Genomic DNA, 21985 nt, shown 5'->3' with positions numbered 1-21985 from the left:
TCCTTTGGCCAGTCTTGTCGCGTGCCGGGTACTGAACCGTCGTCCGGAGGCCGGGATCCGGCCTTGCCTTCAGCCTAGCAAAATCCGGGGGCTAGGCCTCCGGTTGAACGGGGCTCCCCGCGACGACCGGGATCAATCAGTCGACAGGGTCGATCGAGACGACGGCCAGGAAGCCGCGGCCCACGATCTCGGGCGTCGCCGTGTCCGAGCCGACGACGGCGTCGTACCGGCCCAGCGCCTCGCCGTCCGCCGTCGCCTGGCCCTGCAGCAGGATGCCGAACTGCCCCTCGAAGACCGGGTGTGCCCGCTTCTTGGACAGTTCGATGATGGAGGTGAAGCCCTTGAAGGCGCCCCGCCGGCAGATGACGTTCAGGTCCCGGATGTCACCGGTGGGCAGGGCTCCGGCCGCGTCGGCGTCGCCGGAGAACCGGAACGGGCGGTACTTTTCCAGCGGGTGCTCGGCGCCGTCGACCGTGAGGAACAGCAGGTCGCCGTCCACCACGGTGAGGACCCGCTCCATCCCGGGGAACGCGGAGAAGTCTCCGGCCTTGCCGACCTCCGCGATGCTCACCCGCCAGTCCCAGCCGCCGTCGGCCGCGTCGAGCGGGAAGCGGGCCAGTTCACGGGTGGTGCCGCCGCCGTTGCGCCAGGGGGCGGGCTTGAGGTCGGCGTAACGGATGATGTCCATGGGGATCAGCCTAGCCGCGGCGCCGGTGGCCGGGCGCGGGACTTGCTAACGTCGAAGCAACGTCAAAGCGACACAGCACAGCAGTCAAAGCGACACAGCACAGCGGTAGGGAGCCGGAATGTTCGTCAAGGTATGCGGTCTCAGCACCAGCGAGGCCGTCCGGGCCGCCGTCGACGCCGGGGCGGACGCGGTGGGCTTCGTCCTGACCGCAAGCCCCCGTCAGGTGGCGCCTGAACGGGTCCGCGAGCTGCTGCCCGGGGTGCCGTCCGGGGTTCCCGCGGTGGGCGTCTTCCGGCACGAATCGGCGGCCGACGCCGTCGCCGCGGCACGGGACGCCGGGCTGGACTGGGTCCAGCTGCACGGCGGCCGGACCCGGGAGGACGTCCGGGTGGTCCACGACGCCGGGATGAGGCTGATCCGGGCGATCACGATGTCCGCCGCGCCGGAGGCCTTCGCCGACTGGGGCGAGGACCTGCTGCTGGTCGACGCCGCCGTGCCCGGCTCCGGCGAGGCCTGGGACTATGCCTCGGTCCGCGCCCGTGGGCTGGGGGACCGGCACTGGCTGCTGGCCGGCGGCCTGGACCCGGCGAACGTGGCAGACGCTGCCGCGGCGGCCGGTGCGTGGGGCGTGGACGTCTCCTCCGGCGTCGAGGTTTCCCGTGGGGTCAAGGACCCGGCCCGGGTCACGGCCTTCGTCACCGCCGCCAAGGGGCACTGACCGCCGCCCCGGGGGCCATCCAAGACGCGGTCACCGCGTGATGGTGAAGGTATCCGTGAAGCTGCCCTCGGCCGGGACCAGTCCGGCGGTCAGCGCATCTTCCGCCACGGACACCTTGAGTGTGCCGTAGGTGGGCTTGACGTTCTTTCCGGACCATTCCGCGAAGTAGCCGGCCTCCGGGTCGTCCTCGCGGACGTCGTGCAGCCCCACCCCGCCGATCCCGACGCCGGCGAACACGGTGCCGCGGCCCTGGTTGAGCGTGCCGCCGGTGCCACCCAGGCACTGCTTCGAGAACTCATCCGGGACCAGGGCGGGGCAGTCCTTTCCGTGTCCCAGCTGGTGCGTGCGCTGGTACAGATGCTGGTGGCCGGTGAGGACCAGGTCCACGTTCTTGTCGATCAGCAGGTTAGTGAAGTCCGCGCCGGGCTGGCAGGAGTAGGCGCCCAGGTTGAAGCACGGGGTGTGCATGCCCACTACCGTCCAGGGGATGTTCCGTTCCTTCGCGCCGTCCAGCGCGTCCGCGGTCCACTTCCAGCGCTCGCTGCCGCGGCCGTAGTCCAGGGTTTTCCCGTCCCGGAACTTGATCCCGGGGGAGACCATGACGATGCGGACCAGGGGGTTCTCTTGGGGCACGTCGACGTACCACTGCGTGCCGTACTCGCCCACCAGCCCGGGCAGCCGGTTAGGCAGGCACTGGGCGAAGGTGGCGATGTCGCCGTCGTGCCCGTCGCTCTCGTGGTTGCCGGTGACGAGTTCGTAGGGGAAGCCGGTGCCCAGGACGCCGGTGACCATGTCGCAGAACTGCTGTTCGAGGCCGGCCTGGTAGCTGAAGTCGCCCAGCGCGAGGTTCAGCGCCGGCTTGATCTTCGCGACCGTTTCGAGCACCTTGCGGGCCTTGGAGCCGACGCCGATGTCCCCCTGTGCGGTGAAGACGACAGGTGCCTGAGCAGGGGTGGAGCGGGGCGCCTTGGTCCCGGATGCCGTCCCCGACGGCGTGCCGGACGACGGCGGCTGCGGGCTCCCGCCGGTGCATCCTGTGAGCAGCGCGAGGGCGAACAGGGCAGAGAGTGCGGCCATGGGCGAACTCCGGCGGCTCCGTGCCAGCCACGAACCCATGCGTTCCGCCCTTCAGCAGGCCGTTTCCGGGCAACAGCCCGGCCTACCCCTAGGGTAAACCGGGGCACGCGTCCCCGGACAGTGCCCGGCGCCGGCGTCCACACCGGGGCCACGGATTCAGGGGCGGTTCAGGGCCATCCCCGAGGACAGATCCACCGCCGGCGGGGGAGAATGGTGCCATGAAGACTCTGCTCAACATCATCTGGCTGCTGTTCGGGGGACTGTGGCTCGCGCTGGGCTACTTCGCGGCCGGCGTCGTCTGCTGCCTGCTGATCGTCACCATCCCCTGGGGCCTGGCCTCCTTCCGGATCGCGTCCTACGCCCTGTGGCCCTTCGGCCGCGCCGTGGTGGACCGGCCCGGCGGCGGCGGTGCCCTGTCCCTGCTGGGCAACGTCATCTGGCTGCTGGTGGCCGGCATCTGGATCGCCGTGGGCCACGTGGTGACCGCGTTCGCCATGGCCGTGACCATCATCGGGATCCCGCTGGCCATCGCCAACCTCAAGCTGATCCCGGTGTCCCTGATGCCGTTGGGCAAGCAGATCGTCACGACGGACCGGCCGTTCGCCGGCGTCTACCGCTAGGAAACAGGCTCAACCGTCGCCGCAGCGCGGAGGGAGAGGGCAATGCTGGAGAACGCAGAATCCACCGGTGCGGAGGCCGTGCCGGAACAGGACGAGCTCACGCTGGTGATCACCCGCGAGTTCCAGGTGCCCGCCCGTGCTGTCTGGGCGGCGCTGGTCGATCCGGACCAGGCGGCCCTCTGGTGGGGGCCGCGGGGCTTCCGGGCACTGCGCGAAACGATCGACGCGGACCTGGAAATCGGCACCCCGTACCGGGCTTGCCTCCTTGAGGACGCGACCGGCCAGGAACACTGGTTCAGCGGAGTAATCACCGATCTCGAGCCGCCCACACTGTTCGTCTTCACCCATGCCTGGGAAAAGGTGGACGGAACCCGCGGCTTCGAAACCGAGGGCGCCTTCCGGCTCGAGGATATCGACGGCGGCACCCGCCTGGTCTTCACCCAGGGCCCCTTCGACACCGCCGACCACCGGGACACCCACGGCTCCGGCTGGCGCGAATCCTTCGACCGTCTCGCCGAACACCTCCGCCGCACAGCCGGCGGTTCCGGGGACCGGTGAGGCGGCCCGGAGCCTAAGCCAGTTCGCCCGCGAGGTTCCGCCGCGCGGTGTCTTCCCAGAGGGACCGCCCGCGCCTGGTGTGGAAGAGCGGCTCCTGTGCCAGCAGTTGCCGGACGACTGCGGCGCGGCCGGCGGCGAAGTCGGCGTCGCCGATGTGCGCGAAGTCCTTCCGCACGGCCGCGAGGTAGCGGGCGTACTCTGCGGGGTCGCTCCCGAGGATGGAGAGGTCGGCGTCGCTGAGGAGGGCCGCGGCGTCGTCGCCCGGCTCGGGCCGGTGGTCCGCCGTCATCCGCACCAGCCGCCCCACCTCCTCCGCCTCGCCGTCGGGCAGGCCGGTGTGGGCCAGCCGTTCCTCGGCCAGGCGCGCGGACTCCTCCTCGTCCTCGCCCGCGATCCCGTGGTAAACCGCGTCATGGAACCAGGCCGCCAGGCGCACCGTCCGGGACGGCAGGCCGGGAGCGGCCAGCCAGTCCAGCGCCTCCAGCACCGCGAGCAGGTGGGTGCGGCCGTGGTAGTTCCGGTGCTCCTCACCCCACCGGTCCAGGAGGTCCAGGAAGAGCGCGTCGTGGCCGGGCAGGGTCTCGTTCCAGCGCGTCAGGAGCGGCAGCTTCAGGGAGCCGTTGCGCCTCCGGGCGGGAATCCGGAGTCCGCTGGCGATCAGCTTGCGCACCAAGACCCGGCCCTCCACCGGGATGGCGCCGGCGGCCACCAGCGCGTCGAAGCGGGCCTCGGCGACGTCGTAGTGGTCGCCGTCGAACGCCCGCTCCGGGATTCCCGCCGCCCCCGCGAACGCGTGCAACTCCTCAAGGGAGCTGTCGGACACCAGGTGCGAGAAGACGGTGCCGTGGGCGGGCCAGAGCGGGGGATCGATGTAGATGGCCATTCCGGCAGTTTACGAGGCGGCCGGCAGGATGTTCTGGTTGCCGCGGAAGACGTTCTCCGGATCGAACTCGCGTTTCACCCGGGCCAGCCGCCCGTAGTTCTCCTCGCCAAAGGCGGCACGGACCCGGTCCCGGCCCTCGTCACCGACGAAGTTCAGCCAGACTCCGCCGTTGGCGTAGGGGGCGATGTCCCGACGGAACTGCTTGACCCAGGCCTTGGCCTCCTCCGCGGCCGCCGCCGACGCCTCCATGCCGTACGGGTGCGTCACCCACTGGGCGCCGCGGTTCTGCAGCGGAGTCTGCGCCGCTGCGGGGCCGGCCACGGCGCCGCCCCACCGGGCCACGAGGTGCTGGGAGTGGGGTCCGGGAAGGCGGCTCGCCGCATCCACGATCACGTCCAGCGCGGCGTCCGGCAACTCGTCGTGGTACTCGGCGCTCCAGTAGTGGTAGAGGTCGGGCGGGTCATCGATCATGCACTGGAAGGCGGTGTAGTCCATGTCGCCCACCAGGTCGACGGCGGGCCCCAGCGCACGGAACGGGGCGGCCTCCTCGGCCCCGGCAGCCGGGTCGCCGGCGTAGAGGTATGCCAGGCCGACGGCGGGTTTGCCCACCATATCCTCGGGAACGAAGGGTTCCGGGGGCGCCGTGAGGAACACCAGTGCCGTGCCGACGGCGTCCGGTGCCTTCAGGGAGATGTCACGGTAGGCGCGGGCCAGGTCGGGTGCGTCTTCGCCACGGAAGAGCATGATGCCGGCGTGCACGGTGGGCCCCAGGTCGTGCAGCCCAAAGGTGAAGCCGGTGGCCACGCCGAAATTGCCGCCGCCCCCGTGCAGGGCCCAGAACAGCTCCGGATTCTCGACGGCGCTCGCCGTGACGCGGTCTCCGTCCGCGGTGACCAGGTCTACAGATTGCAGGTTGTCGCAGGCGAAGCCGTAGGAACGCTCCAGCCATCCCGATCCGCCGCCCAGGGTGAAGCCGGCCACGCCCGTGGTGGAGGCCCGTCCGCCGGTGCTGGCCAGCCCATGCTCCTGGGTGGCCCGGTCGAATTCGCCCCAGGTGACCCCGGCGCCGACCGTGACGGTGCGGTTGTCCGGGTCCACCGTGATGGACTTCATCGGCCGGACGTCCACCACCAGTCCGCCGTCGTTCGTGGACATTCCCGCCACCGAGTGCCCGCCGGCCCGGACGGCGACGTCGAGCATGTTGGCTCGGGCGTGCTCGAGGGCCTCGGCCACGTCAGCGGCGCCGGCGCATCGGGCGATGACGGCCGGGCGCCGGTCGATCATGGCGTTGAAGAGTTTACGCGTTTCGTCGTAGGCCGTGTCCTCCGGCCGGACCCATTCCATGGCTGTGCTCCTAGCCGACCGGGGCCCACCCCACCCTCCCATGGTAGGCCGGATGGGCCGGCGGAACTATGGTCAGCCGGGGCCCGCGGCGCCCATCGGAAAGCCTCAGATGCGGTCCTAGCGGGTCACCACATCCGCATATGCGGACTATAGTGGCGCCATGCCTACTTTTCGCGTCTCCGAAGCGGCCCGATTCCTGGGCGTCAGCGACGACACCGTCCGCCGCTGGACCGAGAGCGGAACCCTGACCCCGCACCGGGACGACACCGGCCGGCTGGTGGTGGACGGGCTGGAGCTCGCCGGCGTGGCCCGGGACCAGTCAAGGCTCCCCGAGGACCCGTCCCGCGGCGGCAGTTCGGCCCGCAACCGGTTCGTCGGCCTGGTCACCGGCATCACCGCGGACACGGTCATGGCGCAGGTGGAGCTGCAGTGCGGACCATTCCGGGTGGTGTCGCTGATGAGCAGCGAGGCCGTCCGGGACCTCGGGCTGGAACTCGGCTCCGTCGCCACCGCCGTCGTCAAAGCCACCACGGTGATCATCGAGAGCCCGCACGGAAGCGGCCCGCACGGCGGCGGCCCGAACGGGAAGACCCAGGCATGAGCCGCCGAACAGCCGCCATCCTCCTGGCCGCAGCCTTGGCCGCGGGCACCGCCGGTTGCGGCGCCACCGGCGGCTCGGGCTCCGGGGCACGGGTCCTCACCGTCTTCGCCGCGGCCTCCCTCAAGGCCCCCTTCACGGCGCTCGCCCGCAGCTTCGAGGCCAGCCACCCCGGCTCTAAGGTCACGTTGAGCTTCGCCGGTTCCTCCGACCTCGCCACCCAGCTGGGCCAGGGCGCCCCGGCGGACGTCTTCGCCTCCGCCGACCCCGCGAACATGGCCAAGGTGACCGGCGCCGGGCTCGCCGAGGGCAGCCCGCGGAACTTCGCCACCAACACCCTCACCATCGCGGTGCCGCCAGCCAATCCCGCCGGCATCACGTCCTTCGGGGACCTGGCCAGGCCGGGCACCCGCGTGGTGGTCTGCGCACGGCAGGTGCCGTGCGGCGCGGCCGCAGTGGCCGTCGAAGGCAAGACCGGGATGCGCCTCGCGCCGGTGAGCGAGGAATCCGCCGTCACCGACGTCCTCGGCAAGGTGGCGTCGGGGGAGGCCGACGCCGGACTGGTCTACGTCACGGACGTCCTGGGCGCGGCGGGCAAGGTCAAGGGCGTGCCCTTCCCGGAGGCCGCGTCCGCCGTCAATACCTATCCGATCGCGGCCCTGCGGGGCGGCCGCGAGAAGAACCTGGCGCAGGCCTTCCTCGACGAGGTCACCGGTGCCGAGGGCCAGAAGGTGCTGGCCGACGCCGGGTTCGGGCGTCCGTGAGGCGCCCGGGGGCGAGACGCCACGACTACAGCGGCATCCCACGCTGGGTGGCGGCGCTCGCCGTCGTCGCCGCCGCGTTCATCCTGCTGCCCCTGGCGGCCGTGGTGGCCCGTGTCGACTGGCCCAACTTCCTGCCGCTGGTGACCTCGGATGCCTCCCTGACGGCGCTGGGCCTGAGCCTGCGGACGGCGGCGGCGAGCACCGTCCTCTGCATCCTGCTGGGAGTGCCGCTGGCGCTGGTGCTGGCCCGCGGCGAGTTCCCCGGGCAGCGGCTGCTCCGGTCCTTCGTGCTGTTGCCCCTGGTGCTGCCGCCGGTGGTGGGCGGCATCGCCCTGCTGTACACCTTCGGCCGGCAGGGGCTGTTGGGCCGCGGCCTGGAGGTGGCGGGCATCCAGATTGCCTTCTCCACGACGGCAGTGGTCCTGGCGCAGACGTTCGTCGCCCTGCCGTTCCTGGTGGTCAGCCTGGAGGGGGCGCTGCGGGCCGGCGGCCAGCGCTACGAGGCCGTGGCCGCGACGCTCGGCGCCCGTCCCGGAACCGTACTTCGGCGTGTCACGCTGCCGCTGGTGCTGCCCGGCCTGGCCTCCGGGGCGGTCCTCTCCTTCGCCCGCAGCCTGGGCGAGTTCGGCGCCACCCTCACCTTCGCCGGCAGCCTGCAGGGCATCACCCGGACCCTGCCGCTGGAGATCTACCTGCAACGGGAGACCGATGCGGATGCCGCCGTGGCCCTGTCGCTGCTCCTGGTGGCCGTGGCGGTCATCGTCGTGGGCGTCAGCTACCGCGGGCAAGGTACTCCGTCCGCCGCGCCGTCCCGCAACGCGAACGCCGAACCGGCGGAGGCGAGGCAATGACGTTCACCCTCGATGCCGTGGTCTCGGACCGGGGCCTGGACGTCTCGCTGACCCTGGGCGCTGCGGAGACCGTCGCCATCCTGGGTCCCAACGGCGCCGGAAAATCCACCCTGCTCTCCGTTATCGCCGGCCTGATCCGCCCGGACTCGGGCGCGGCCGCGCTCGACGGCCGGCCGCTGTTCCACCTCGGCGGCGGCCGCACGGTGTGGACCCCGCCGCACCGCCGCGGAACCGCGCTGCTTGCCCAGGAAGCCCTTCTTTTCCCACACCTGACCGCCCTGGACAACGTGGCCTTCGGCCCCCGCAGCGCCGGCGCCGGACGCGCCGCGGCCAGGGATGCGGCCGCCCGCTGGCTGGCCGAGGTCGAGGCCACGGACCTGGCCGGCCGCCGGCCCGGCGAACTCTCCGGCGGCCAGGCCCAGCGGGTGGCGGTGGCCCGCGCGCTCGCGGCCGACCCGGGCCTGCTGCTGCTGGACGAGCCGATGGCCGCCCTGGATGTCCACGCCGCGCCCCTGCTGCGGCGCCTGCTGAAACGGGTCCTGACCGGCCGCCGCGCCATCATCGTCACCCACGACGTCCTGGACGCCTACATGCTCGCGGACACGGTCGTGGTGCTCGAGGCGGGCCGGATCGTGGAGCAGGGGCCCACCCGCGAGGTGCTCACGCGGCCACGGAGCAGGTTCGCCGCCGGACTGGCCGGGCTCAACCTGGTCCCCGGCACCGTGACGGCTGCCGGACTGCTGCCGGACCCGGCCGGCGGAGGGCCGGGAGGCCCGGGTGCCCAGGGTTCCCCGGTGACAGAGCTTGCTGGCCGGCACGAGGACACCCCGATCCCGGGCCAGGCAGGCGTGGCGGCGTTCCCGCCGTCGGCCGTCTCCGTCTTCCCGGACCAGCCGCACGGCAGCCCGCGCAACGCCTTCGCCGTCACCGTCACGGACCTGGAGCCGCACGGTGACCAGACCAGGGTCAGGGCGGGCGACCTCGCCGCGGACATCACCCCCGCCGCGTCGGCGGACCTGTCCCTGGCCCCGGGGGTTCGGGCCTACTTCGTGGTCAAGGCGGCGGCGGTCGCGATCTATCCGGCCTAGGGTGGAGGGAGCCCCACCCGCAACCAGGAGGAATACCGTGCAGCACTCTGAAACAGGCCAAGGACACACCGCGCTGGTGGTCGGCGCCAGCGGGATCGCCGGATCGGCCCTGGTCAACCTCCTCGCCGGCACCGGCTGGGACGTCCTGGCCCTGACCCGCAGCGGTGCCGTCCTCCCCGGTGCCCGCTCCATCGCGGCGGACCTCGGCTCCCCGGAAAGCCTTGCCGCGGCCCTGGCCGGCGAGCGGCCCACCCACGTGTTCTTCACCGCCTGGTCCAGGCAGGACACGGAACAGGACAACATCCGGGTCAACGCCGCGCTGCTGAGGAACCTGCTGGGCGCCGTCGCGCACAGTCCCGTCCGCCACGTTGCCCTCATGACCGGCCTGAAGCACTACCTCGGCCCGTTCGAGGCCTACGGCGAGGGCGAGATGCCGGACACGCCGTTCCACGAGGAGGAGCCCCGGCTGCCGGTCGCCAACTTCTACTACAACCAGGAGGACGAGCTCTGGACCGCCGCGGAGCGGCAGGGCTTCACCTGGTCCGTGCACCGCGCCCACACCGTGATCGGCCACGCCGTGGGCAACGCGATGAACATGGGCCTCACCCTCGCCGTGCAGGCCTCGCTCTGCAAGGAACTCGGCAGGCCGTTCATCTTCCCGGGCTCCGAAACGCAGTGGAACAGCCTGACGGACATGACGGACAGCGGCCTGCTGGCCGAGCACATGGTCTGGGCGGCGACCGACGACGGCGCGGCGAACCAGGCGTACAACGTGGTCAACGGCGACGTCTTCCGCTGGCGCTGGATGTGGCCGCGGCTGGCCGCCTACTTCGGCGTCGAACCCGTCGGCTTCGAGGGCGAACCCCGGCCGCTGGAAATCCAGATGCAGGGCATGGAGCAGACCTGGGCGGACCTCGCGGCCCGGAACGTCCTTGCGGAGCCGGACCTGGGCCGGGTCTCGTCCTGGTGGCACACCGACGGCGACCTCGGCCGCATTATCGAGGTGCTGGCGGATATGAGTAAGAGCCGGGTGGCCGGGTTCACCGGGTACCGCCGCACCCTCGACTCGTTCACGGATCTGTTCGACAGGTTCCGGGCGGACCGGCTGATTCCCTAGCGGGCGCGGACCGGGTGCTGGCTGACGATCGAGACCCGGTTGAAGGCGTTCATGGCGATTGCCAGCCAGCTGATCGCGGAGAACTCCGCCTCGCTCAGCTGCTGCCGGGCCGCCCAGCCCTCGTGTTCCCGGGCCGCCTGGTCCGAAATGTCGGTGATCGCCTCGGCGAGGGTCAGGGCGGCCCGCTCCTTGGCGCTGAACAGATCCGTGTCCCGCCAGGCCGGCAGGACCGCCAGGCGCTGAGCGGTTTCACCGTTCTTGACGGCGTCGTGGACGTGCAGGTCCAGGCAGAACGCACAGCCGTTGATCTGCGAGATCCGCACGTTCAACAGTTCGATCAGCGCCTGGTCCAGGCCGGCCTCGGTCGCGGCCTCCTTGGCCTTCAGGCCCAGGCCGTTGAGGGCCCGCCACGCGGCGGGGTGCTCCTTGTCCAGAAACAGGCGGCCGGGGGAACTGTTGCGATCGCCGTGCTCTGCGGCGGAAGTCTCTTTCATGACCCCAGCGTACCGACACGCCAGACGGACCCGCAGAGCAGCATGTGACAACTTTGTCATATGTGTGACACACTCTGTGTGTAGCACTTATCCGATCCGGTCGTCGGTTCCTTGGGGGAACCGACAGCCGGATCGTTTGCTATGCGGGGGTGGACGGGGATACGCCAGTCTGCGGGGCGCCCGCCGAACCGGCCCTGACCAGTGACGCCCCGGCCGCCACGAGGTCCTTGCCGGTGCTGGCGACCGTGATCCCGGCGAAGTTCTCCGCGTAGGCACCCAGGTCCTCGTGGAGGGAGCCGACGACGGCGTGGACCGGGGTGGCGCCGCTCCGGGCCAGGATGGCGGCGATGATCTTGCCCTGCCCGGTCTGGGAGTCCAGCCGGCCCTCGCCGACCACCACCGCCTCGCTGGCGGCGGCCAGGGCGTCGAAGCCGAGCAGGTCAAGGACATGGTCCGCGCCGGAGACCAGCCGGGCCCCGTACCGCGCCCACATCCCGCCAGAGAATCCCCCGGCGGCGCCCGTGCGGTCCACGGCCCGCGGGTCGCGGCCCAGGTCCCGGGAGAACCGGTCCGCCAGGGCCTCGAGCCGCAGAGTCAACGTCTCCACCTCGGCCGGTCCGGCTCCCTTCTGGGGCCCGAAAACCCGGGCCGCGTCGCCGAAACGGGTGGTCACGTCGCTGAGGACCACCACCTCGGCGCCGTTGAGGCCGCCGCGGTCCTCGATCGCCGCGATGGCCCCGGCGCCGCCGTCGGTGGTGGCGGAGCCGCCGGCGGCCACCAGCAGGCGCCGCGCCCCGTGCCGGACGGCCTCGGCCATCATCACCCCGGTCCCGTACGTGCTGGCCCGGACGGGATCCCGGTCGCCGGCGGTGGGCAGGTTCAATCCGCTGGCGAACGCGAGTTCGACGACGGCGGTGCCGTCGGAGGCCAGCGCAAAGACCGTCTCGACGTCGTCGCCCCAGGGACCCACGGTGCGGACCCGGACCGGCCGGGCGTCCAGGCTGCGGGCCAGCACCTCGAAGGTTCCCTCGCCGCCGTCGGCCACCGGCAGCTCTACGGCGGTTCCTCCCGCTGAACGGATTCCGGCGGCGATGTGGGCGGCGACCTCGCCGGCGGCGAAGGTGCCCTTGAAGCTGTCCGGGGCGACGAGGATGGCCACGGCCCTAGAATCCGACCTGGTCACGGCCCTTGAGCTGCAGCATCTCACGGGCTTCGTCCGGGGTTGCCACCTCGAAGTTGAGCGCCTCCAGGATCGTGCGGATCCGGGTGACCTGCTCGGCGTTGGACGCGGCGAGCTGGCCGGGGCCGATCCACAGCGAGTCCTCCAGGCCCACGCGGACGTGTGAGCCCATCGCCGCACCGATCGTGGCAAGCGGCATCTGGTTCTTGCCGGCGCCCAGGATGGACCACTGGTAGTCCTCGCCCAGCAGGCGGTCCGCCGTGCGGCGCATGTGCATGAGGTCCTCGGGGTGAGCCCCGATGCCGCCGAGCAGGCCGAATACGGACTGCACGAACAGCGGTCCGCGGGCCAGCCCGCGGGCGTGGAAGTGGGCCAGGTTGTTCAGGTGGGAGATGTCGTAGCACTCGAATTCGAACCGGGTGCCGTTCTCGTTGCCGATGCCGAGGATGGTCTCGATGTCCTGGAAGGTGTTCTTGAAGACCAGGTCGCGGCTCTTCTCAAGACCCTCCCGTTCCCACTCGTGGCCGAACTCGGTGAAACGGTCCAGCATCGGGTAGAGGCCGAAGTTCATCGACCCCATGTTCAGCGAGGCCAGTTCCGGCTTGAACAGCGCGGCCGGCTGCATCCGCTCCTCCACGCTCATGTGGGGCGAGCCGCCGGTGGTGATGTTGATGACGGCGTCGGTGTTGCGCTTGAGCTTGTCCAGGATGGGCGCGAAGTGATCCGGGTCCTGGGAGGGCCGGCCGTCCTTCGGGTCGCGGGCGTGCATGTGCACGATCGCGGCGCCGGCCGCCGCGGCGCCGATCGCGGCGTCGGCGATCTCGTCCGGGGTGACCGGCAGGTGCGGGGACATGGAGGGGGTGTGGATGGCGCCGGTGACGGCGCTGGTGATGATGACTTTGCGTGCAGCAGCCATGGGAATCGCTCCTTCGGGACTCAGTACAGCTTCTCGGTGTTGCCGTCGACCGCGAGGGCCTGGCCGTTGACGTTGCGGGCCAGGTCGCTCGCGGCGAAGGCGGCCATGTTGGCGATGTCCTCGGCCTCGATCAGCCGTCCCAGCGAGGACTGGTTGTGGTACAGCTCGGAGACCTGTTCCTCGGGCAGGTCGAGCATCTGCGCCTTGGCGGCGATGACGGCGTCGATCCTGGGGCCGTTGACGGCGCCCGGGCAGATGGCGTTGACCCGGATCCGGTCCGGGCCCAGCTCGATCGCGAGGGTCTTGGTCAGCCCTACGACGGCCCACTTGGACGCGGAATACGCGCTGCGGCCGGCCATGCCGAGCCGGCCGGCGGCGGAGGAGAGGTTCACGATCGAGGCGTCGGTGCCCTGCCGGAGCAGCGGAAGCGCGTGCTTGATGCAGTAGAACTGGCCGTGGATGTTGACGTCGAAGGTGGCCTTCCAGGCGCCGGCGTCGAGGGTCTCCAGCGGGCCGGTGGGCCCGGCGATCCCGGCGTTGTTGACCAGCACGTCCAGGCCGCCGAGTTCCGCGGCCACCGTGTCCATGAGTTCGCGGACCTGCGCTTCGTCGGAGACGTCGCTGACGGCGGCCGAGAGCCCGTTGACCTGCGCTTTCTCGACGGCGTCGGGGTCAATGTCGGTGACGAAGACGCTGGCTCCGAGGTCCTTGAACTTGGTGGCGATGGCCAGGCCGATGCCGTTGGCACCGGCGGTGACCAGAACGCGTTTGGCGGTGAAATCCATGACTTTTCCTTGCGGTGGGAGTGGGACCGTTCCGCCGGCCCTTGGGGGCGGTACCGGCGGAACGGAGTGTGGGAGGCCGGCTAGTGGGCGGCGGGGACGGTGTCCGGGGTTTCGGTGCCCCGCTTGAGCAGCAGGGACAGCAGTGCCCCGACGATGCACACGGCCACGATGAACCACAGGCCCGAGAGCTTGGAGCCGGTGGCGTCCTGCATGAAGCCCATGACGTAGGGGCCGAGGAACCCGCCGAGCAGGCCGATGGTGTTGACGAAGGCGATGCCGCCGGCCAGGGCGGAGCCGCTGAGGCGGGTTGCCGGGTAAGTGAAGAGGATCGGCTGCAGGGCGAAGAAGTTGAATGCGGCCAGGCAGAAGCCGATCATGCCCAGCAGCGGGCCGCCCACGGCGCCGAGTGCGAAGCCGGCGATGATGCCGGTCATGGTTCCGGTGACCAGGAGCCGGGAACGCTTGGCGTCGGTGGCGAACCGGGGCAGCAGCAGGGCTCCGGCGGCGGAGAAGATCCAAGGGATGGACGTCAGCAGGCCGATCTGCAGCGGGTTGAGCTTTCCGTAGGTGCCGATGATGGACGGCAGGAAGTAGGACAGGGCGTAGACGGCGATCTGGTGGGCGAAGTAGACGCCGACGACCAGCAGGATCTGCTTGTCCTTCATGGCGTCGAGGAGCCGGTGGTTGCCGGAGGCTTCCGCGCCGGCCTTCTCCTCGGCTGCGATCCGGGCCTCGAGGTCGGCGGCTTCTTCGGCGGTGAGGAAGGTGGATTTGCTGGGCCGGTCCGGCAGCTTCTTCCAGACGACGTAGGCGAGGACGCAGGCGGGGAGGCCCTCCACCAGGAACATCCACTGCCAGCCGTGCAGGCCGGCGAAGCCGTCCATGGTCAGGAGCAGGCCGCCGAGCGGGGCGCCCACGATGTTGGCGATCGAGACGCCGAGCAGGAACATGCCGTTGGCCTTGGCGCGGTCCTTGACCACGAACCACTGGGTGAGGAAGTACATGACGCCTGGGAAGAGGCCGGCCTCGGCGATGCCGAGCAGCATCCGCATGATGTAGAACGACCATTCGCCTTGGACGAAGGCCATTCCGGCGGAGATCAGGCCCCAGGTGATCATGATCCGCATGATCCAGAAGCGTGCGCCGACCTTGTGCATGATGAGGTTGGACGGAATCTCGGAGAGGGCGTAAGTCAGGAAGAACAGGCCCGCTCCGATGCCGTACGCGGTGGCGGAGATCCCGAGGTCGATCTCGAGGCGGTCCTTGGCCATGCCGATGTTGGTGCGGTCCAGGAACGCCATGATGTAGGCGCCGATGAGCAGCGGCATGACCCTGCGGAGGATGACGCCGTTGATTTGTTGCGGTGTACGCATCGTCGTTGGTGCGGAAACAACTGACATGGTTCTTCGTCCTTGAATTGGGGTCAGGTTGATGGGACGCCGGGCAGCCGGAAGGCAGCCCGGATACTGGCTGGTGGTGCGGGGTGAACGGGAAGGAAGGTCAGGCGCCTGCCGGTGGGCAGCCGCAGGTGCGGCCGACGTGGAGCCGGTGGGGGCAGACCAGGGAGGTGTAGCTGCGGGACGGGGCATCGATGCGCTGCAGCAGCATGGCGAAGGCCTCCTGCGCCATGTCCTGCTGCGGCTGGACGATGCTGGTGAGGTTGATCAGTCCGGAGCGGCTGTGCGGCAGCCCGTCGCAGCCGGCCACCGCCACATCCTCCGGGATGCGCAGGCCGCGTGCCATCGCGTACTCCATGACGCCAATGGCGAGTTCGTCGCTGCCGCAGACCACGGCGCGCGGCGGGTTGCCGCCGGCGAAGAGCCGTTCGGCGGCCAGTCGGCCGCCTTCGTTGTTGACGCGGGTGCTGATTTTCCGGTCCCCGCTGATGACGACGCCGGCGGTGGCCGCCGTGCGGACGAACGCCTGCTCGCGGGCCAGCGACGCCGTGGAGACGCGCGGCCCGATCACGGTGGCGATTTCCGTGTAGCCGTGGCCCAGCATGTGCTGCATCAGCTCGGTCGCGGCCGCGTCGTCGTCGATGCCGACGAAGTCGGCGTCGAGGAAGTCGGCCCGCCGGGACAGGCAGACGTAGGGGATGCGTGCGGCCCTCAGGGTTCGGAGGGCGCGGGCATCGTCCCGGAGTGAGGCGGCGAGGATGACGCCGTCCACCGCGCGGTTGGCGAGGGTGGCCGTGACCTGGGCCAGGATCTCGGGGTCGTCCTGGGTGGTGGCCACGAAGACTTCATAGCCGGAGTCGGCCGCGGAGGAGATGACCCCCTGGGCCCAGCGCGGGAACATCGGGTTGATGATGTTCGGAAGGATGAGTCCCACCACCCGGCTGCGCTGCAGGTCCGTGGACTGCGAGGACTTACGGGGCCTGAAGCCCAGCTCGTTGGCCACGTGGATGATGTGTCGCCGGGTTTCGGGGGAAACCCCGGCCTTGCCGTTCAAGACGTAGGACACCGACGCGGCGGACACGCCGGCGGCCCTGGCCACCGCCGCCGCGGATACCGGCGAAAGAGGGCGATCCGCGGATACTGTGAGGGTGCGGTCCTGCATCACGGGCCTCCTTCACTGGTGTTGGCGTGATGTGACGTCAGTTACGCTATTTTGCCGCTTGAGCGTTAAGCAACGTTAAGTTGCCCCCGGCACTCCTCAGCGCCCGGCCTACAAGCCGGGGAGGGTCGTTAGCAGCCCCTCCCGGGCGAAGACCTGCGCACCCTCGGCCGTCAGGCGGATCGAGCGCGGATGGGATCCCCGCCTCAGCCACCCGTGCTCCAGCGCCGTCGTCACCAGGAGGTCGGGCAGGATTCCGGCGGCGTGGTCGAGCCGCTCGGTCCAGTCGAGGCAGGGCCGGACGAGCGGGCGGGACGGGTGTGCCGGGAGTTCGATCCCCAACGAGCGGGACCACGCGTGTCCGGCGTCCGTGAGATCCCATCCAGTGGGAGTGACCAGCCCCGCGCGCCGCCAGTCCAGGGCCAGCGCAACCCCCAGGGCGCCCGCGAGATGGCCGTAGCAGGTGCGGCCGTGCTGCAGTTCGGCGTCGTGCTTGTGCTCCCGGTAACTCGAGGCGGCCGGGCGGCCGGGCGGGGCCAGGGCGATCAGTGCCTCAATCGCCCCGGCGACGGCGGAGTTCTTGAGGCGTACGTAGCGGTGCCGCCCTTGCCGGACCTCCTCGAGCAGGCCGGCGTCCACCAGTTGGTTGAGGTGCGCCGTGGCCGTGCCGCGGCTGATGCCGGCGCTCGCGGCCATCTCGGCCGCGGTCCGGGCGCGGGTGTCCATCAGGGCCACGAGCATGGTTGCCCGCGACGCGTTTCCCATGGCCTGGGCAATCGACGCGAGATCCTCGGCCCACTGTGACGGCATCCTTCGATCTAATCACGGGCACGGTTTGGCCAGCGGCGAACTGTCCAGCGGTGAGGATTGACCCATGTTCAGCACCATTACGCCCGGCGCCCATTACTTCGGCTCGCTGGTGGCCCTCCTGACCACCGAGAATCCCGACGGCAGCACCAACATCACGCCCATGTCATCGGCGTGGTCGCTGGGGGACCACTTCGTCCTCGGCCTGAGTTCGCTGCACCAGGGGTTCGCCAACCTCATCCGGACGGGCGAGGTGGTTCTGAACCTCCCGGACGAGGCCATGGCCGGCAGCATCGAGCGCATCGCCATGACCACGGGCTCGCCGGAGGTCCCCCGGGAAAAGGCCGGGATGTACCGGTCGGAGCCGGATAAGTGGTCCCTGGCAGGATGGACGCCGATGCCGAGCGAGACAGTGGCACCGCAGCGCATCTCCGAAGCCCCCGTCCACATCGAGGCGGGCCTGGAGAACGCCTGGCCGCTGGATGAGGGCCTGCACGCGGTCCAGGTCCGGGTCCGCCGGGTCCATGCCCGGCATGACCTGGTGCTCGATTCCGGCCGCGTCGATGTCGCGGCATGGTCGCCGGTGTTCTATACCTTCCGGCACTACTTCGGGCAGGGTAGGCACCTCGGGGAAAACCGCCGGGCCGAGCAGCGGTTCCCGGCCGCCGCCGCCCCCGCGCGGTAGTCGGGGGCGCGGGGAACCTGCGCCCCTAGACAGCGGTTTCGCCGTGGGCAAACATGGAGCCACAGAGGGTCTGGAAAAAGTTGAGCGGGGTACACTCAACTTAGCAATCAGTCCCACCCGGAAGGAGCTCTCTTTGGACGCCAAATTCACCACCAAGAGCCAGGAGGCTCTTTCGGCTGCAGCCATGAACGCCTCGACGGCCGGCAACCCGCAGCTGGAGCCGGCGCACCTGCTCAAGGCGCTCATGGACCAGCGCGAGGGCGTCGCCGTCGCGCTGCTGCGCGCCACGGGCACGGATCCGGATGCCGTCAGCGTCCAGGCGAGCTCCGCCATCAAGGCCCTCCCGTCCACCTCGGGCAGCTCGGTGCAGCAGGCCCAGCTGTCACGCACCGCCATGCAGGCGATCAAGAACGCCCAGAATGAGGCCGAGCGCCTCGGCGACACCTTCGTCTCCACCGAGCACCTGCTGCTGGGCCTCGCGTCCGGCAACGACGACGTCGGCCGGCTGCTGCGTGAGGCCGGCGCCTCCCACGAGGCGCTGCTCGCCGCGCTGCCCGGGGTCCGCGGCGACCGCAAGGTGGACAACGCGGACCCGGAGAACACCTTCCAGGCCCTGGAGAAGTTCGGCACGGACCTGACCGCCGTCGCCCGCTCCGGCAAGCTGGACCCGGTGATCGGCCGCGACGCCGAGATCCGCCGCATCATCCAGGTCCTCAGCCGCCGCACCAAGAACAACCCCGTGATCATCGGCGAGCCCGGCGTCGGCAAGACCGCCGTCGTCGAGGGCCTCGCCCAGCGCATCGTCGCCGGCGACGTGCCCGAAAGCCTGCGCGGCAAGACCCTGATCGCCCTGGACCTGGCCTCCATGGTGGCCGGGGCCAAGTACCGCGGCGAATTCGAGGAACGGCTGAAGGCGGTCCTGGAGGAGATCAAGAATTCCGAGGGCCAGATCGTCACCTTCATCGACGAACTGCACACCGTGGTGGGCGCCGGCGCCTCCGGTGACAGCTCGATGGACGCCGGCAACATGCTCAAGCCCATGCTGGCCCGCGGCGAACTGCGCCTGATCGGTGCCACCACGCTGGACGAATACCGCGAGAACATTGAGAAGGACCCGGCCCTGGAGCGCCGCTTCCAGCAGGTCTTTGTCGGCGAGCCGAGCGTCGAGGACACCATCGGCATCCTCCGCGGCCTCAAGGAACGCTACGAGGCCCACCACAAGGTCTCCATCGCCGACTCCGCGCTGGTGGCCGCCGCGACCCTCTCCAACCGGTACATCTCCGGCCGCCAGCTGCCGGACAAGGCCATCGACCTGGTGGACGAGGCCGCCTCCCGGCTGCGGATGGAGATCGACTCCGCGCCGGAGGAGATCGACCAGCTGCAGCGCCAGGTGGACCGACTGACCATGGAGGAACTCGCCCTGACCGGCGAGACCGACCCGGCGTCGGTGGAACGGCTCGAGGCCCTGCGGGCGGACATGGCGGACAAGAAGGAAGAGCTGGCCGCTCTCAACGCCCGGTGGGAGTCGGAGAAGGCCGGCCTCAACCGGGTAGGTGACCTGCGCGCCCGGCTCGATGAACTGCGGTCCGCGGCGGACAAGGCCCAGCGCGAGGGCGACCTGGAGGCCGCCTCCCGCATCCTCTACGGCGAGATCCCGGCGCTGGAGCGGGAGCTGACCGCCGCCGCCGAGGCCGAGGCCGCCGTGCCGGACAAGTCCGGGCAGATGGTGGCCGACGAGGTGACCGCCGACGACATCGCCGAGGTCATCTCAGCCTGGACCGGCATCCCCGCCGGCCGCATGCTGCAGGGCGAGAGCCAGAAGCTGCTGGAGATGGAGCATGTCCTGGGCGAGCGGCTGATCGGCCAGACCAAGGCCGTCACCGCAGTGTCCGACGCCGTCCGCCGCGCCCGCGCCGGCATCAGCGACCCCAACCGGCCCACCGGCTCGTTCCTGTTCCTCGGCCCCACCGGCGTCGGCAAGACCGAGCTTGCCAAATCCCTGGCCGACTTCCTCTTCGATGACGAGCGCGCCATGGTCCGGATCGACATGTCCGAGTACTCGGAGAAGCACTCCGTCGCCCGGCTGGTCGGCGCCCCTCCGGGCTACGTCGGCTACGAAGAGGGCGGCCAGCTAACCGAGGCCGTCCGCCGCCGGCCGTACTCCGTGCTCCTCCTCGACGAGGTGGAGAAGGCCCACCCGGAGGTCTTCGACATCCTCCTGCAGGTGCTCGACGACGGCCGTCTCACCGATGGGCAGGGCCGCACCGTGGACTTCCGCAACGTGATCCTGGTGCTGACGTCCAACCTTGGCAGCCAGTTCCTGGTGGACCCGACCCTGGATGCCGCCGCCAAGCGGGACGCCGTGATGGCCACCGTGCACGCCTCCTTCAAGCCGGAGTTCCTGAACCGGCTCGACGAGGTGGTCCTGTTCGACCCGCTGACCGTGGAGGAGCTCGCCCACATCGTGGAACTACAGGTCAAGGAGCTGGGCGAACGGCTCAAGGGCCGCCGCCTGACCCTGGAGGTCTCCGAGGGGGCCCGCGCCTGGCTGGCCGTTACCGGCTACGACCCGGCCTACGGCGCCCGCCCGCTGCGCCGGCTGGTGCAGCGCGAGATCGGCGACAGGCTGGCCAAGGCCATCCTCGCCGGAGAGATCGCCGATGGCGACACAGTGCTGGTGGACACCGCTCCGGACCTGATGGAGCTCACCATGGGCGGCCCGGACGTCTCCGCCCGGCCCGACGGCGGCGCCTCCACCGGCAGCGGGCTCTCGGTCCGCCGCAAGGACTAGCGTCGAAAGACCAACCCGGCCGGACCGCTACGGCAGCAGGGACTCCATGATGACGTTCCCGGCGTCCGAGGCGGCGTAGCAGTCCACCCGCCGGTCTCCCGTACCCCAACTCGATGAGCTGGGGTACGCGAGTTTGTAGCTCAATGCGTAATTGCCGGACTTCTCGGTCAGTTGCGCGGCCTTGCAGGCGTCCAGCGCTTTCTGCTTCAGCACGTCCCGGCCGGGGTAGGCGTCCGAGGCGGCATAGGACTCGACCTGGATCAGCTGCGCCGAATGCGCGGTGTCGCACGCGACCACGGTGGATTTGGCGGCGTTGGCGTCGAAGTCCTTGAAGCAGTCGCCCAGCCGGTAGTCCAGCGGGCTGACGTTCTCCAGCGGCAGCGCTCCCCGCTCGGCGGTGGGGGACGCGGAGCTGCCGGCGGGCGCGGGCGCACCCGAGTCCCGGGAGCCGCCCGCCAGCGCGGCGATCCACCAGATGAGCAGTGCCAGGACGACGACGGCGGCGACGCCGGCGATCAGCTTTGTCCGGCCGGGGCGGCGCACGGCTGCCGTGGCCCGGGCCGCGAGGCCGCGGGCCTTGGCGACGGCGCCCGAGGCGCGGAGCTGGCCCATCCGGTCGGAGAGCAGCTGCCCCACCTGTCCCGTGGGGGAGGTGCGGCGGGTGCGGTTCGTTGCGGTCTGCGGGGCGGGTTCGCCGGCATGTTCGTCGGCGGGGGAGTCGGCGGCAGGGACCCTGGCGAAGGACGACGTCGGCGGGGCGGCGGGCCGGGGCGGAATGACGGTGCCGAAGGGCGCGCGGGGTGCCTGGGGTGCCCCGTCGCCGTCGGCGTTCACCGGCGGAACTGCGGGGTTACGGGTATTGCCGTCCCCGGCCGTAGCGTCGCTGTCCGGCTTTTCGCTCACTCGGAACCCACCTTTTCAGTGCATCTGGCCAGCCTGACGGTCCGGCTGGGCCCCGCTGGTGGGAGGCCCATCAGGAGACTCTATCGAATATGCCACGAAGGTTACGTTCCGGTAACCTCGCGCGTGCGCGGCGGAGAAGGCCGGGGAAGTGCCTTTAGCCTCCGCCGGCAAGCGGTACCTGCCGAAAGCATGTAATCTAGGTGTACGACAAATTGACCAATCATTCCGGGGCCTCACCGATCGCCAAGGTGACCACCTCCGGTCCAAGTACAAAAGGGGGTCACGCCATGGGGCGCGGCCGTCAAAAGGCAAAAGCTACCAAGCAGGCTCGGGACATCAAGTACTACTCCCCGAACACTGACTATTCCGCCCTGCAGCGCGAGCTGACGGGCCCGGGAAGTCGTCCCTCGAGCCACTTCGCGGATGAACCGGTTGAACCGGATTATTCGGCTTACGTGGATAAGTACGCGGACGATGTGGAAGAAGACGACGACGAGGTTGACACCCGTCGCATCGGCTAGTCGTTCCCTTTCCGGCGCGGTCCTTGAGCGCCGGACGTGAT

23 protein-coding genes and 1 riboswitch are annotated in these 21985 nt (G+C 70.4%); of the genes, 11 read left to right on the top strand and 12 right to left on the bottom strand.

Annotated features, from left to right (window positions below):
* Nucleotides 1-3: 3 nt before the first annotated feature.
* A riboswitch (guanidine-III (ykkC-III) riboswitch) is annotated at nt 4-67 on the bottom strand.
* Between the two features lie 69 nt (nt 68-136).
* Nucleotides 137-688, bottom strand: coding sequence for a HutD family protein (locus ACFVY3_RS14435; protein ID WP_400160235.1), 552 nt, complete (start codon nt 686-688; stop codon nt 137-139).
* A 118-nt stretch (nt 689-806) separates the two neighbouring features.
* On the opposite strand from ACFVY3_RS14435, the gene ACFVY3_RS14430 reads away from it, so the two are divergent.
* The gene (locus tag ACFVY3_RS14430; protein ID WP_400160234.1) at nt 807-1406 is read left to right on the top strand and encodes a phosphoribosylanthranilate isomerase; all 600 of its coding nucleotides are present in this window, start codon (nt 807-809) and stop codon (nt 1404-1406) included.
* A gap of 30 nt (nt 1407-1436) precedes the next feature.
* Here the strand turns inward: ACFVY3_RS14430 and ACFVY3_RS14425 are convergent, their stop codons facing one another.
* On the bottom strand, nt 1437-2483 hold the full coding sequence (locus tag ACFVY3_RS14425; RefSeq protein ID WP_400160233.1) for a metallophosphoesterase: 1047 nt from the start codon (nt 2481-2483) through the stop codon (nt 1437-1439).
* 218 nt (nt 2484-2701) lie between these two features.
* Here ACFVY3_RS14425 and ACFVY3_RS14420 point away from each other — a divergent pair, with 218 nt between their 5' ends.
* Both ACFVY3_RS14420 and ACFVY3_RS14415 read left to right on the top strand, forming a co-directional pair.
* On the top strand, nt 2702-3103 hold the full coding sequence (locus ACFVY3_RS14420) for a YccF domain-containing protein (RefSeq protein WP_377971490.1): 402 nt from the start codon (nt 2702-2704) through the stop codon (nt 3101-3103).
* Between the two features lie 42 nt (nt 3104-3145).
* Entirely contained in the window at nt 3146-3661 is a 516-nt protein-coding gene (locus tag ACFVY3_RS14415; RefSeq protein ID WP_400160232.1) for an SRPBCC domain-containing protein, read from the top strand.
* Nucleotides 3662-3674: 13 nt separating this feature from the next.
* On the opposite strand, the gene ACFVY3_RS14410 is transcribed toward ACFVY3_RS14415, so the two are convergent.
* Both ACFVY3_RS14410 and ACFVY3_RS14405 read right to left on the bottom strand, forming a co-directional pair.
* Complete coding sequence (locus tag ACFVY3_RS14410) at nt 3675-4544, bottom strand: DUF4031 domain-containing protein (RefSeq protein WP_290256353.1); 870 nt, start codon at nt 4542-4544, stop codon at nt 3675-3677.
* A 9-nt stretch (nt 4545-4553) separates the two neighbouring features.
* On the bottom strand, nt 4554-5888 hold the full coding sequence (locus ACFVY3_RS14405; protein WP_400160231.1) for an FAD-binding oxidoreductase: 1335 nt from the start codon (nt 5886-5888) through the stop codon (nt 4554-4556).
* A 160-nt stretch (nt 5889-6048) separates the two neighbouring features.
* On the opposite strand from ACFVY3_RS14405, the gene ACFVY3_RS14400 reads away from it, so the two are divergent.
* Genes ACFVY3_RS14400 through ACFVY3_RS14380 form a run of 5 tightly spaced genes read left to right on the top strand, consistent with a single transcriptional unit; the run spans nt 6049 to nt 10306 of the window.
* Complete coding sequence (locus ACFVY3_RS14400; RefSeq protein ID WP_400160230.1) at nt 6049-6489, top strand: molybdopterin-binding protein; 441 nt, start codon at nt 6049-6051, stop codon at nt 6487-6489.
* Complete coding sequence (gene modA, locus ACFVY3_RS14395) at nt 6486-7250, top strand: molybdate ABC transporter substrate-binding protein (protein ID WP_400160229.1); 765 nt, start codon at nt 6486-6488, stop codon at nt 7248-7250. The genes ACFVY3_RS14400 and modA overlap by 4 nt, the downstream gene beginning before the upstream one ends.
* A 47-nt stretch (nt 7251-7297) precedes the next feature.
* Nucleotides 7298-8101 carry an ABC transporter permease gene (locus tag ACFVY3_RS14390; protein ID WP_400160228.1) on the top strand — a complete coding sequence of 268 codons (804 nt, stop codon included), beginning with the start codon at nt 7298-7300 and terminating at the stop codon, nt 8099-8101.
* On the top strand, nt 8098-9189 hold the full coding sequence (locus tag ACFVY3_RS14385) for a sulfate/molybdate ABC transporter ATP-binding protein (RefSeq protein ID WP_400160227.1): 1092 nt from the start codon (nt 8098-8100) through the stop codon (nt 9187-9189). Before ACFVY3_RS14390 ends, ACFVY3_RS14385 begins: the two co-directional genes overlap by 4 nt.
* A gap of 37 nt (nt 9190-9226) precedes the next feature.
* Nucleotides 9227-10306, top strand: a complete 1080-nt coding sequence (locus tag ACFVY3_RS14380) for an SDR family oxidoreductase (RefSeq protein WP_400160226.1) — start codon at nt 9227-9229, stop codon at nt 10304-10306.
* On the opposite strand, the gene ACFVY3_RS14375 is transcribed toward ACFVY3_RS14380, so the two are convergent.
* The 7 genes from ACFVY3_RS14375 to ACFVY3_RS14345 all read right to left on the bottom strand — a co-directional run bounded on the left by ACFVY3_RS14375 (nt 10303) and on the right by ACFVY3_RS14345 (nt 17047).
* Nucleotides 10303-10800: a carboxymuconolactone decarboxylase family protein gene (locus ACFVY3_RS14375; protein ID WP_364134325.1), complete on the bottom strand. Its 498-nt coding sequence runs from the start codon at nt 10798-10800 to the stop codon at nt 10303-10305. The genes ACFVY3_RS14380 and ACFVY3_RS14375 overlap by 4 nt on opposite strands.
* A 139-nt stretch (nt 10801-10939) precedes the next feature.
* On the bottom strand, nt 10940-11959 hold the full coding sequence (locus ACFVY3_RS14370; RefSeq protein WP_400160225.1) for a glycerate kinase: 1020 nt from the start codon (nt 11957-11959) through the stop codon (nt 10940-10942).
* Nucleotides 11960-11963: 4 nt separating this feature from the next.
* Nucleotides 11964-12896, bottom strand: coding sequence for a 3-keto-5-aminohexanoate cleavage protein (locus tag ACFVY3_RS14365; RefSeq protein ID WP_290256344.1), 933 nt, complete (start codon nt 12894-12896; stop codon nt 11964-11966).
* Nucleotides 12897-12916: 20 nt separating this feature from the next.
* On the bottom strand, nt 12917-13681 hold the full coding sequence (locus ACFVY3_RS14360) for an SDR family oxidoreductase (RefSeq protein WP_290256343.1): 765 nt from the start codon (nt 13679-13681) through the stop codon (nt 12917-12919).
* A gap of 80 nt (nt 13682-13761) precedes the next feature.
* Nucleotides 13762-15081, bottom strand: a complete 1320-nt coding sequence (locus ACFVY3_RS14355) for an MFS transporter (RefSeq protein ID WP_290256342.1) — start codon at nt 15079-15081, stop codon at nt 13762-13764.
* A 100-nt stretch (nt 15082-15181) separates the two neighbouring features.
* Complete coding sequence (locus ACFVY3_RS14350) at nt 15182-16240, bottom strand: LacI family DNA-binding transcriptional regulator (RefSeq protein WP_400160224.1); 1059 nt, start codon at nt 16238-16240, stop codon at nt 15182-15184.
* Nucleotides 16241-16348: 108 nt separating this feature from the next.
* Complete coding sequence (locus ACFVY3_RS14345; protein ID WP_400160223.1) at nt 16349-17047, bottom strand: ArsR/SmtB family transcription factor; 699 nt, start codon at nt 17045-17047, stop codon at nt 16349-16351.
* Nucleotides 17048-17111: 64 nt separating this feature from the next.
* Between ACFVY3_RS14345 and ACFVY3_RS14340 the strand changes: the two genes are divergently transcribed.
* Together ACFVY3_RS14340 and clpB are read left to right on the top strand one after the other, a co-directional pair.
* Entirely contained in the window at nt 17112-17729 is a 618-nt protein-coding gene (locus ACFVY3_RS14340) for a flavin reductase family protein (protein ID WP_400160222.1), read from the top strand.
* 133 nt (nt 17730-17862) lie between these two features.
* Entirely contained in the window at nt 17863-20520 is a 2658-nt protein-coding gene (gene clpB / locus ACFVY3_RS14335) for an ATP-dependent chaperone ClpB (RefSeq protein WP_400160221.1), read from the top strand.
* 27 nt (nt 20521-20547) lie between these two features.
* Here clpB and ACFVY3_RS14330 read toward each other — a convergent pair whose 3' ends face one another.
* Nucleotides 20548-21423, bottom strand: a complete 876-nt coding sequence (locus ACFVY3_RS14330; RefSeq protein ID WP_400160220.1) for a septum formation family protein — start codon at nt 21421-21423, stop codon at nt 20548-20550.
* Nucleotides 21424-21710: 287 nt separating this feature from the next.
* On the opposite strand from ACFVY3_RS14330, the gene ACFVY3_RS14325 reads away from it, so the two are divergent.
* A complete protein-coding gene (locus ACFVY3_RS14325; protein ID WP_290256489.1) occupies nt 21711-21944 on the top strand; it encodes a DUF3073 domain-containing protein in 234 nt (77 codons plus the stop codon).
* Nucleotides 21945-21985 lie beyond the last annotated feature (41 nt).

The sequence above is a fragment of the Arthrobacter sp. BPSS-3 genome (assembly GCF_044628475.1).
Taxonomy (GTDB): domain Bacteria; phylum Actinomycetota; class Actinomycetes; order Actinomycetales; family Micrococcaceae; genus Arthrobacter.
This window is presented reverse-complemented; position numbering and strand designations above follow the sequence as displayed.

What these genes read in the sequence shown, in the direction of transcription:
- ACFVY3_RS14435 (WP_400160235.1), bottom strand. Translation starts at nt 688, where the DNA reads ATGGACATCATCCGTTACGCCGACCTCAAGCCCGCCCCCTGGCGCAAC.
- ACFVY3_RS14430 (WP_400160234.1), top strand. Translation starts at nt 807, where the DNA reads ATGTTCGTCAAGGTATGCGGTCTCAGCACCAGCGAGGCCGTCCGGGCC.
- ACFVY3_RS14425 (WP_400160233.1), bottom strand. Translation starts at nt 2,483, where the DNA reads ATGGCCGCACTCTCTGCCCTGTTCGCCCTCGCGCTGCTCACAGGATGC.
- ACFVY3_RS14420 (WP_377971490.1), top strand. Translation starts at nt 2,702, where the DNA reads ATGAAGACTCTGCTCAACATCATCTGGCTGCTGTTCGGGGGACTGTGG.
- ACFVY3_RS14415 (WP_400160232.1), top strand. Translation starts at nt 3,146, where the DNA reads ATGCTGGAGAACGCAGAATCCACCGGTGCGGAGGCCGTGCCGGAACAG.
- ACFVY3_RS14410 (WP_290256353.1), bottom strand. Translation starts at nt 4,544, where the DNA reads ATGGCCATCTACATCGATCCCCCGCTCTGGCCCGCCCACGGCACCGTC.
- ACFVY3_RS14405 (WP_400160231.1), bottom strand. Translation starts at nt 5,888, where the DNA reads ATGGAATGGGTCCGGCCGGAGGACACGGCCTACGACGAAACGCGTAAA.
- ACFVY3_RS14400 (WP_400160230.1), top strand. Translation starts at nt 6,049, where the DNA reads ATGCCTACTTTTCGCGTCTCCGAAGCGGCCCGATTCCTGGGCGTCAGC.
- modA (WP_400160229.1), top strand. Translation starts at nt 6,486, where the DNA reads ATGAGCCGCCGAACAGCCGCCATCCTCCTGGCCGCAGCCTTGGCCGCG.
- ACFVY3_RS14385 (WP_400160227.1), top strand. Translation starts at nt 8,098, where the DNA reads ATGACGTTCACCCTCGATGCCGTGGTCTCGGACCGGGGCCTGGACGTC.
- ACFVY3_RS14375 (WP_364134325.1), bottom strand. Translation starts at nt 10,800, where the DNA reads ATGAAAGAGACTTCCGCCGCAGAGCACGGCGATCGCAACAGTTCCCCC.
- ACFVY3_RS14365 (WP_290256344.1), bottom strand. Translation starts at nt 12,896, where the DNA reads ATGGCTGCTGCACGCAAAGTCATCATCACCAGCGCCGTCACCGGCGCC.
- ACFVY3_RS14360 (WP_290256343.1), bottom strand. Translation starts at nt 13,681, where the DNA reads ATGGATTTCACCGCCAAACGCGTTCTGGTCACCGCCGGTGCCAACGGC.
- ACFVY3_RS14355 (WP_290256342.1), bottom strand. Translation starts at nt 15,081, where the DNA reads ATGTCAGTTGTTTCCGCACCAACGACGATGCGTACACCGCAACAAATC.
- ACFVY3_RS14350 (WP_400160224.1), bottom strand. Translation starts at nt 16,240, where the DNA reads ATGCAGGACCGCACCCTCACAGTATCCGCGGATCGCCCTCTTTCGCCG.
- ACFVY3_RS14345 (WP_400160223.1), bottom strand. Translation starts at nt 17,047, where the DNA reads ATGCCGTCACAGTGGGCCGAGGATCTCGCGTCGATTGCCCAGGCCATG.
- ACFVY3_RS14340 (WP_400160222.1), top strand. Translation starts at nt 17,112, where the DNA reads ATGTTCAGCACCATTACGCCCGGCGCCCATTACTTCGGCTCGCTGGTG.
- ACFVY3_RS14325 (WP_290256489.1), top strand. Translation starts at nt 21,711, where the DNA reads ATGGGGCGCGGCCGTCAAAAGGCAAAAGCTACCAAGCAGGCTCGGGAC.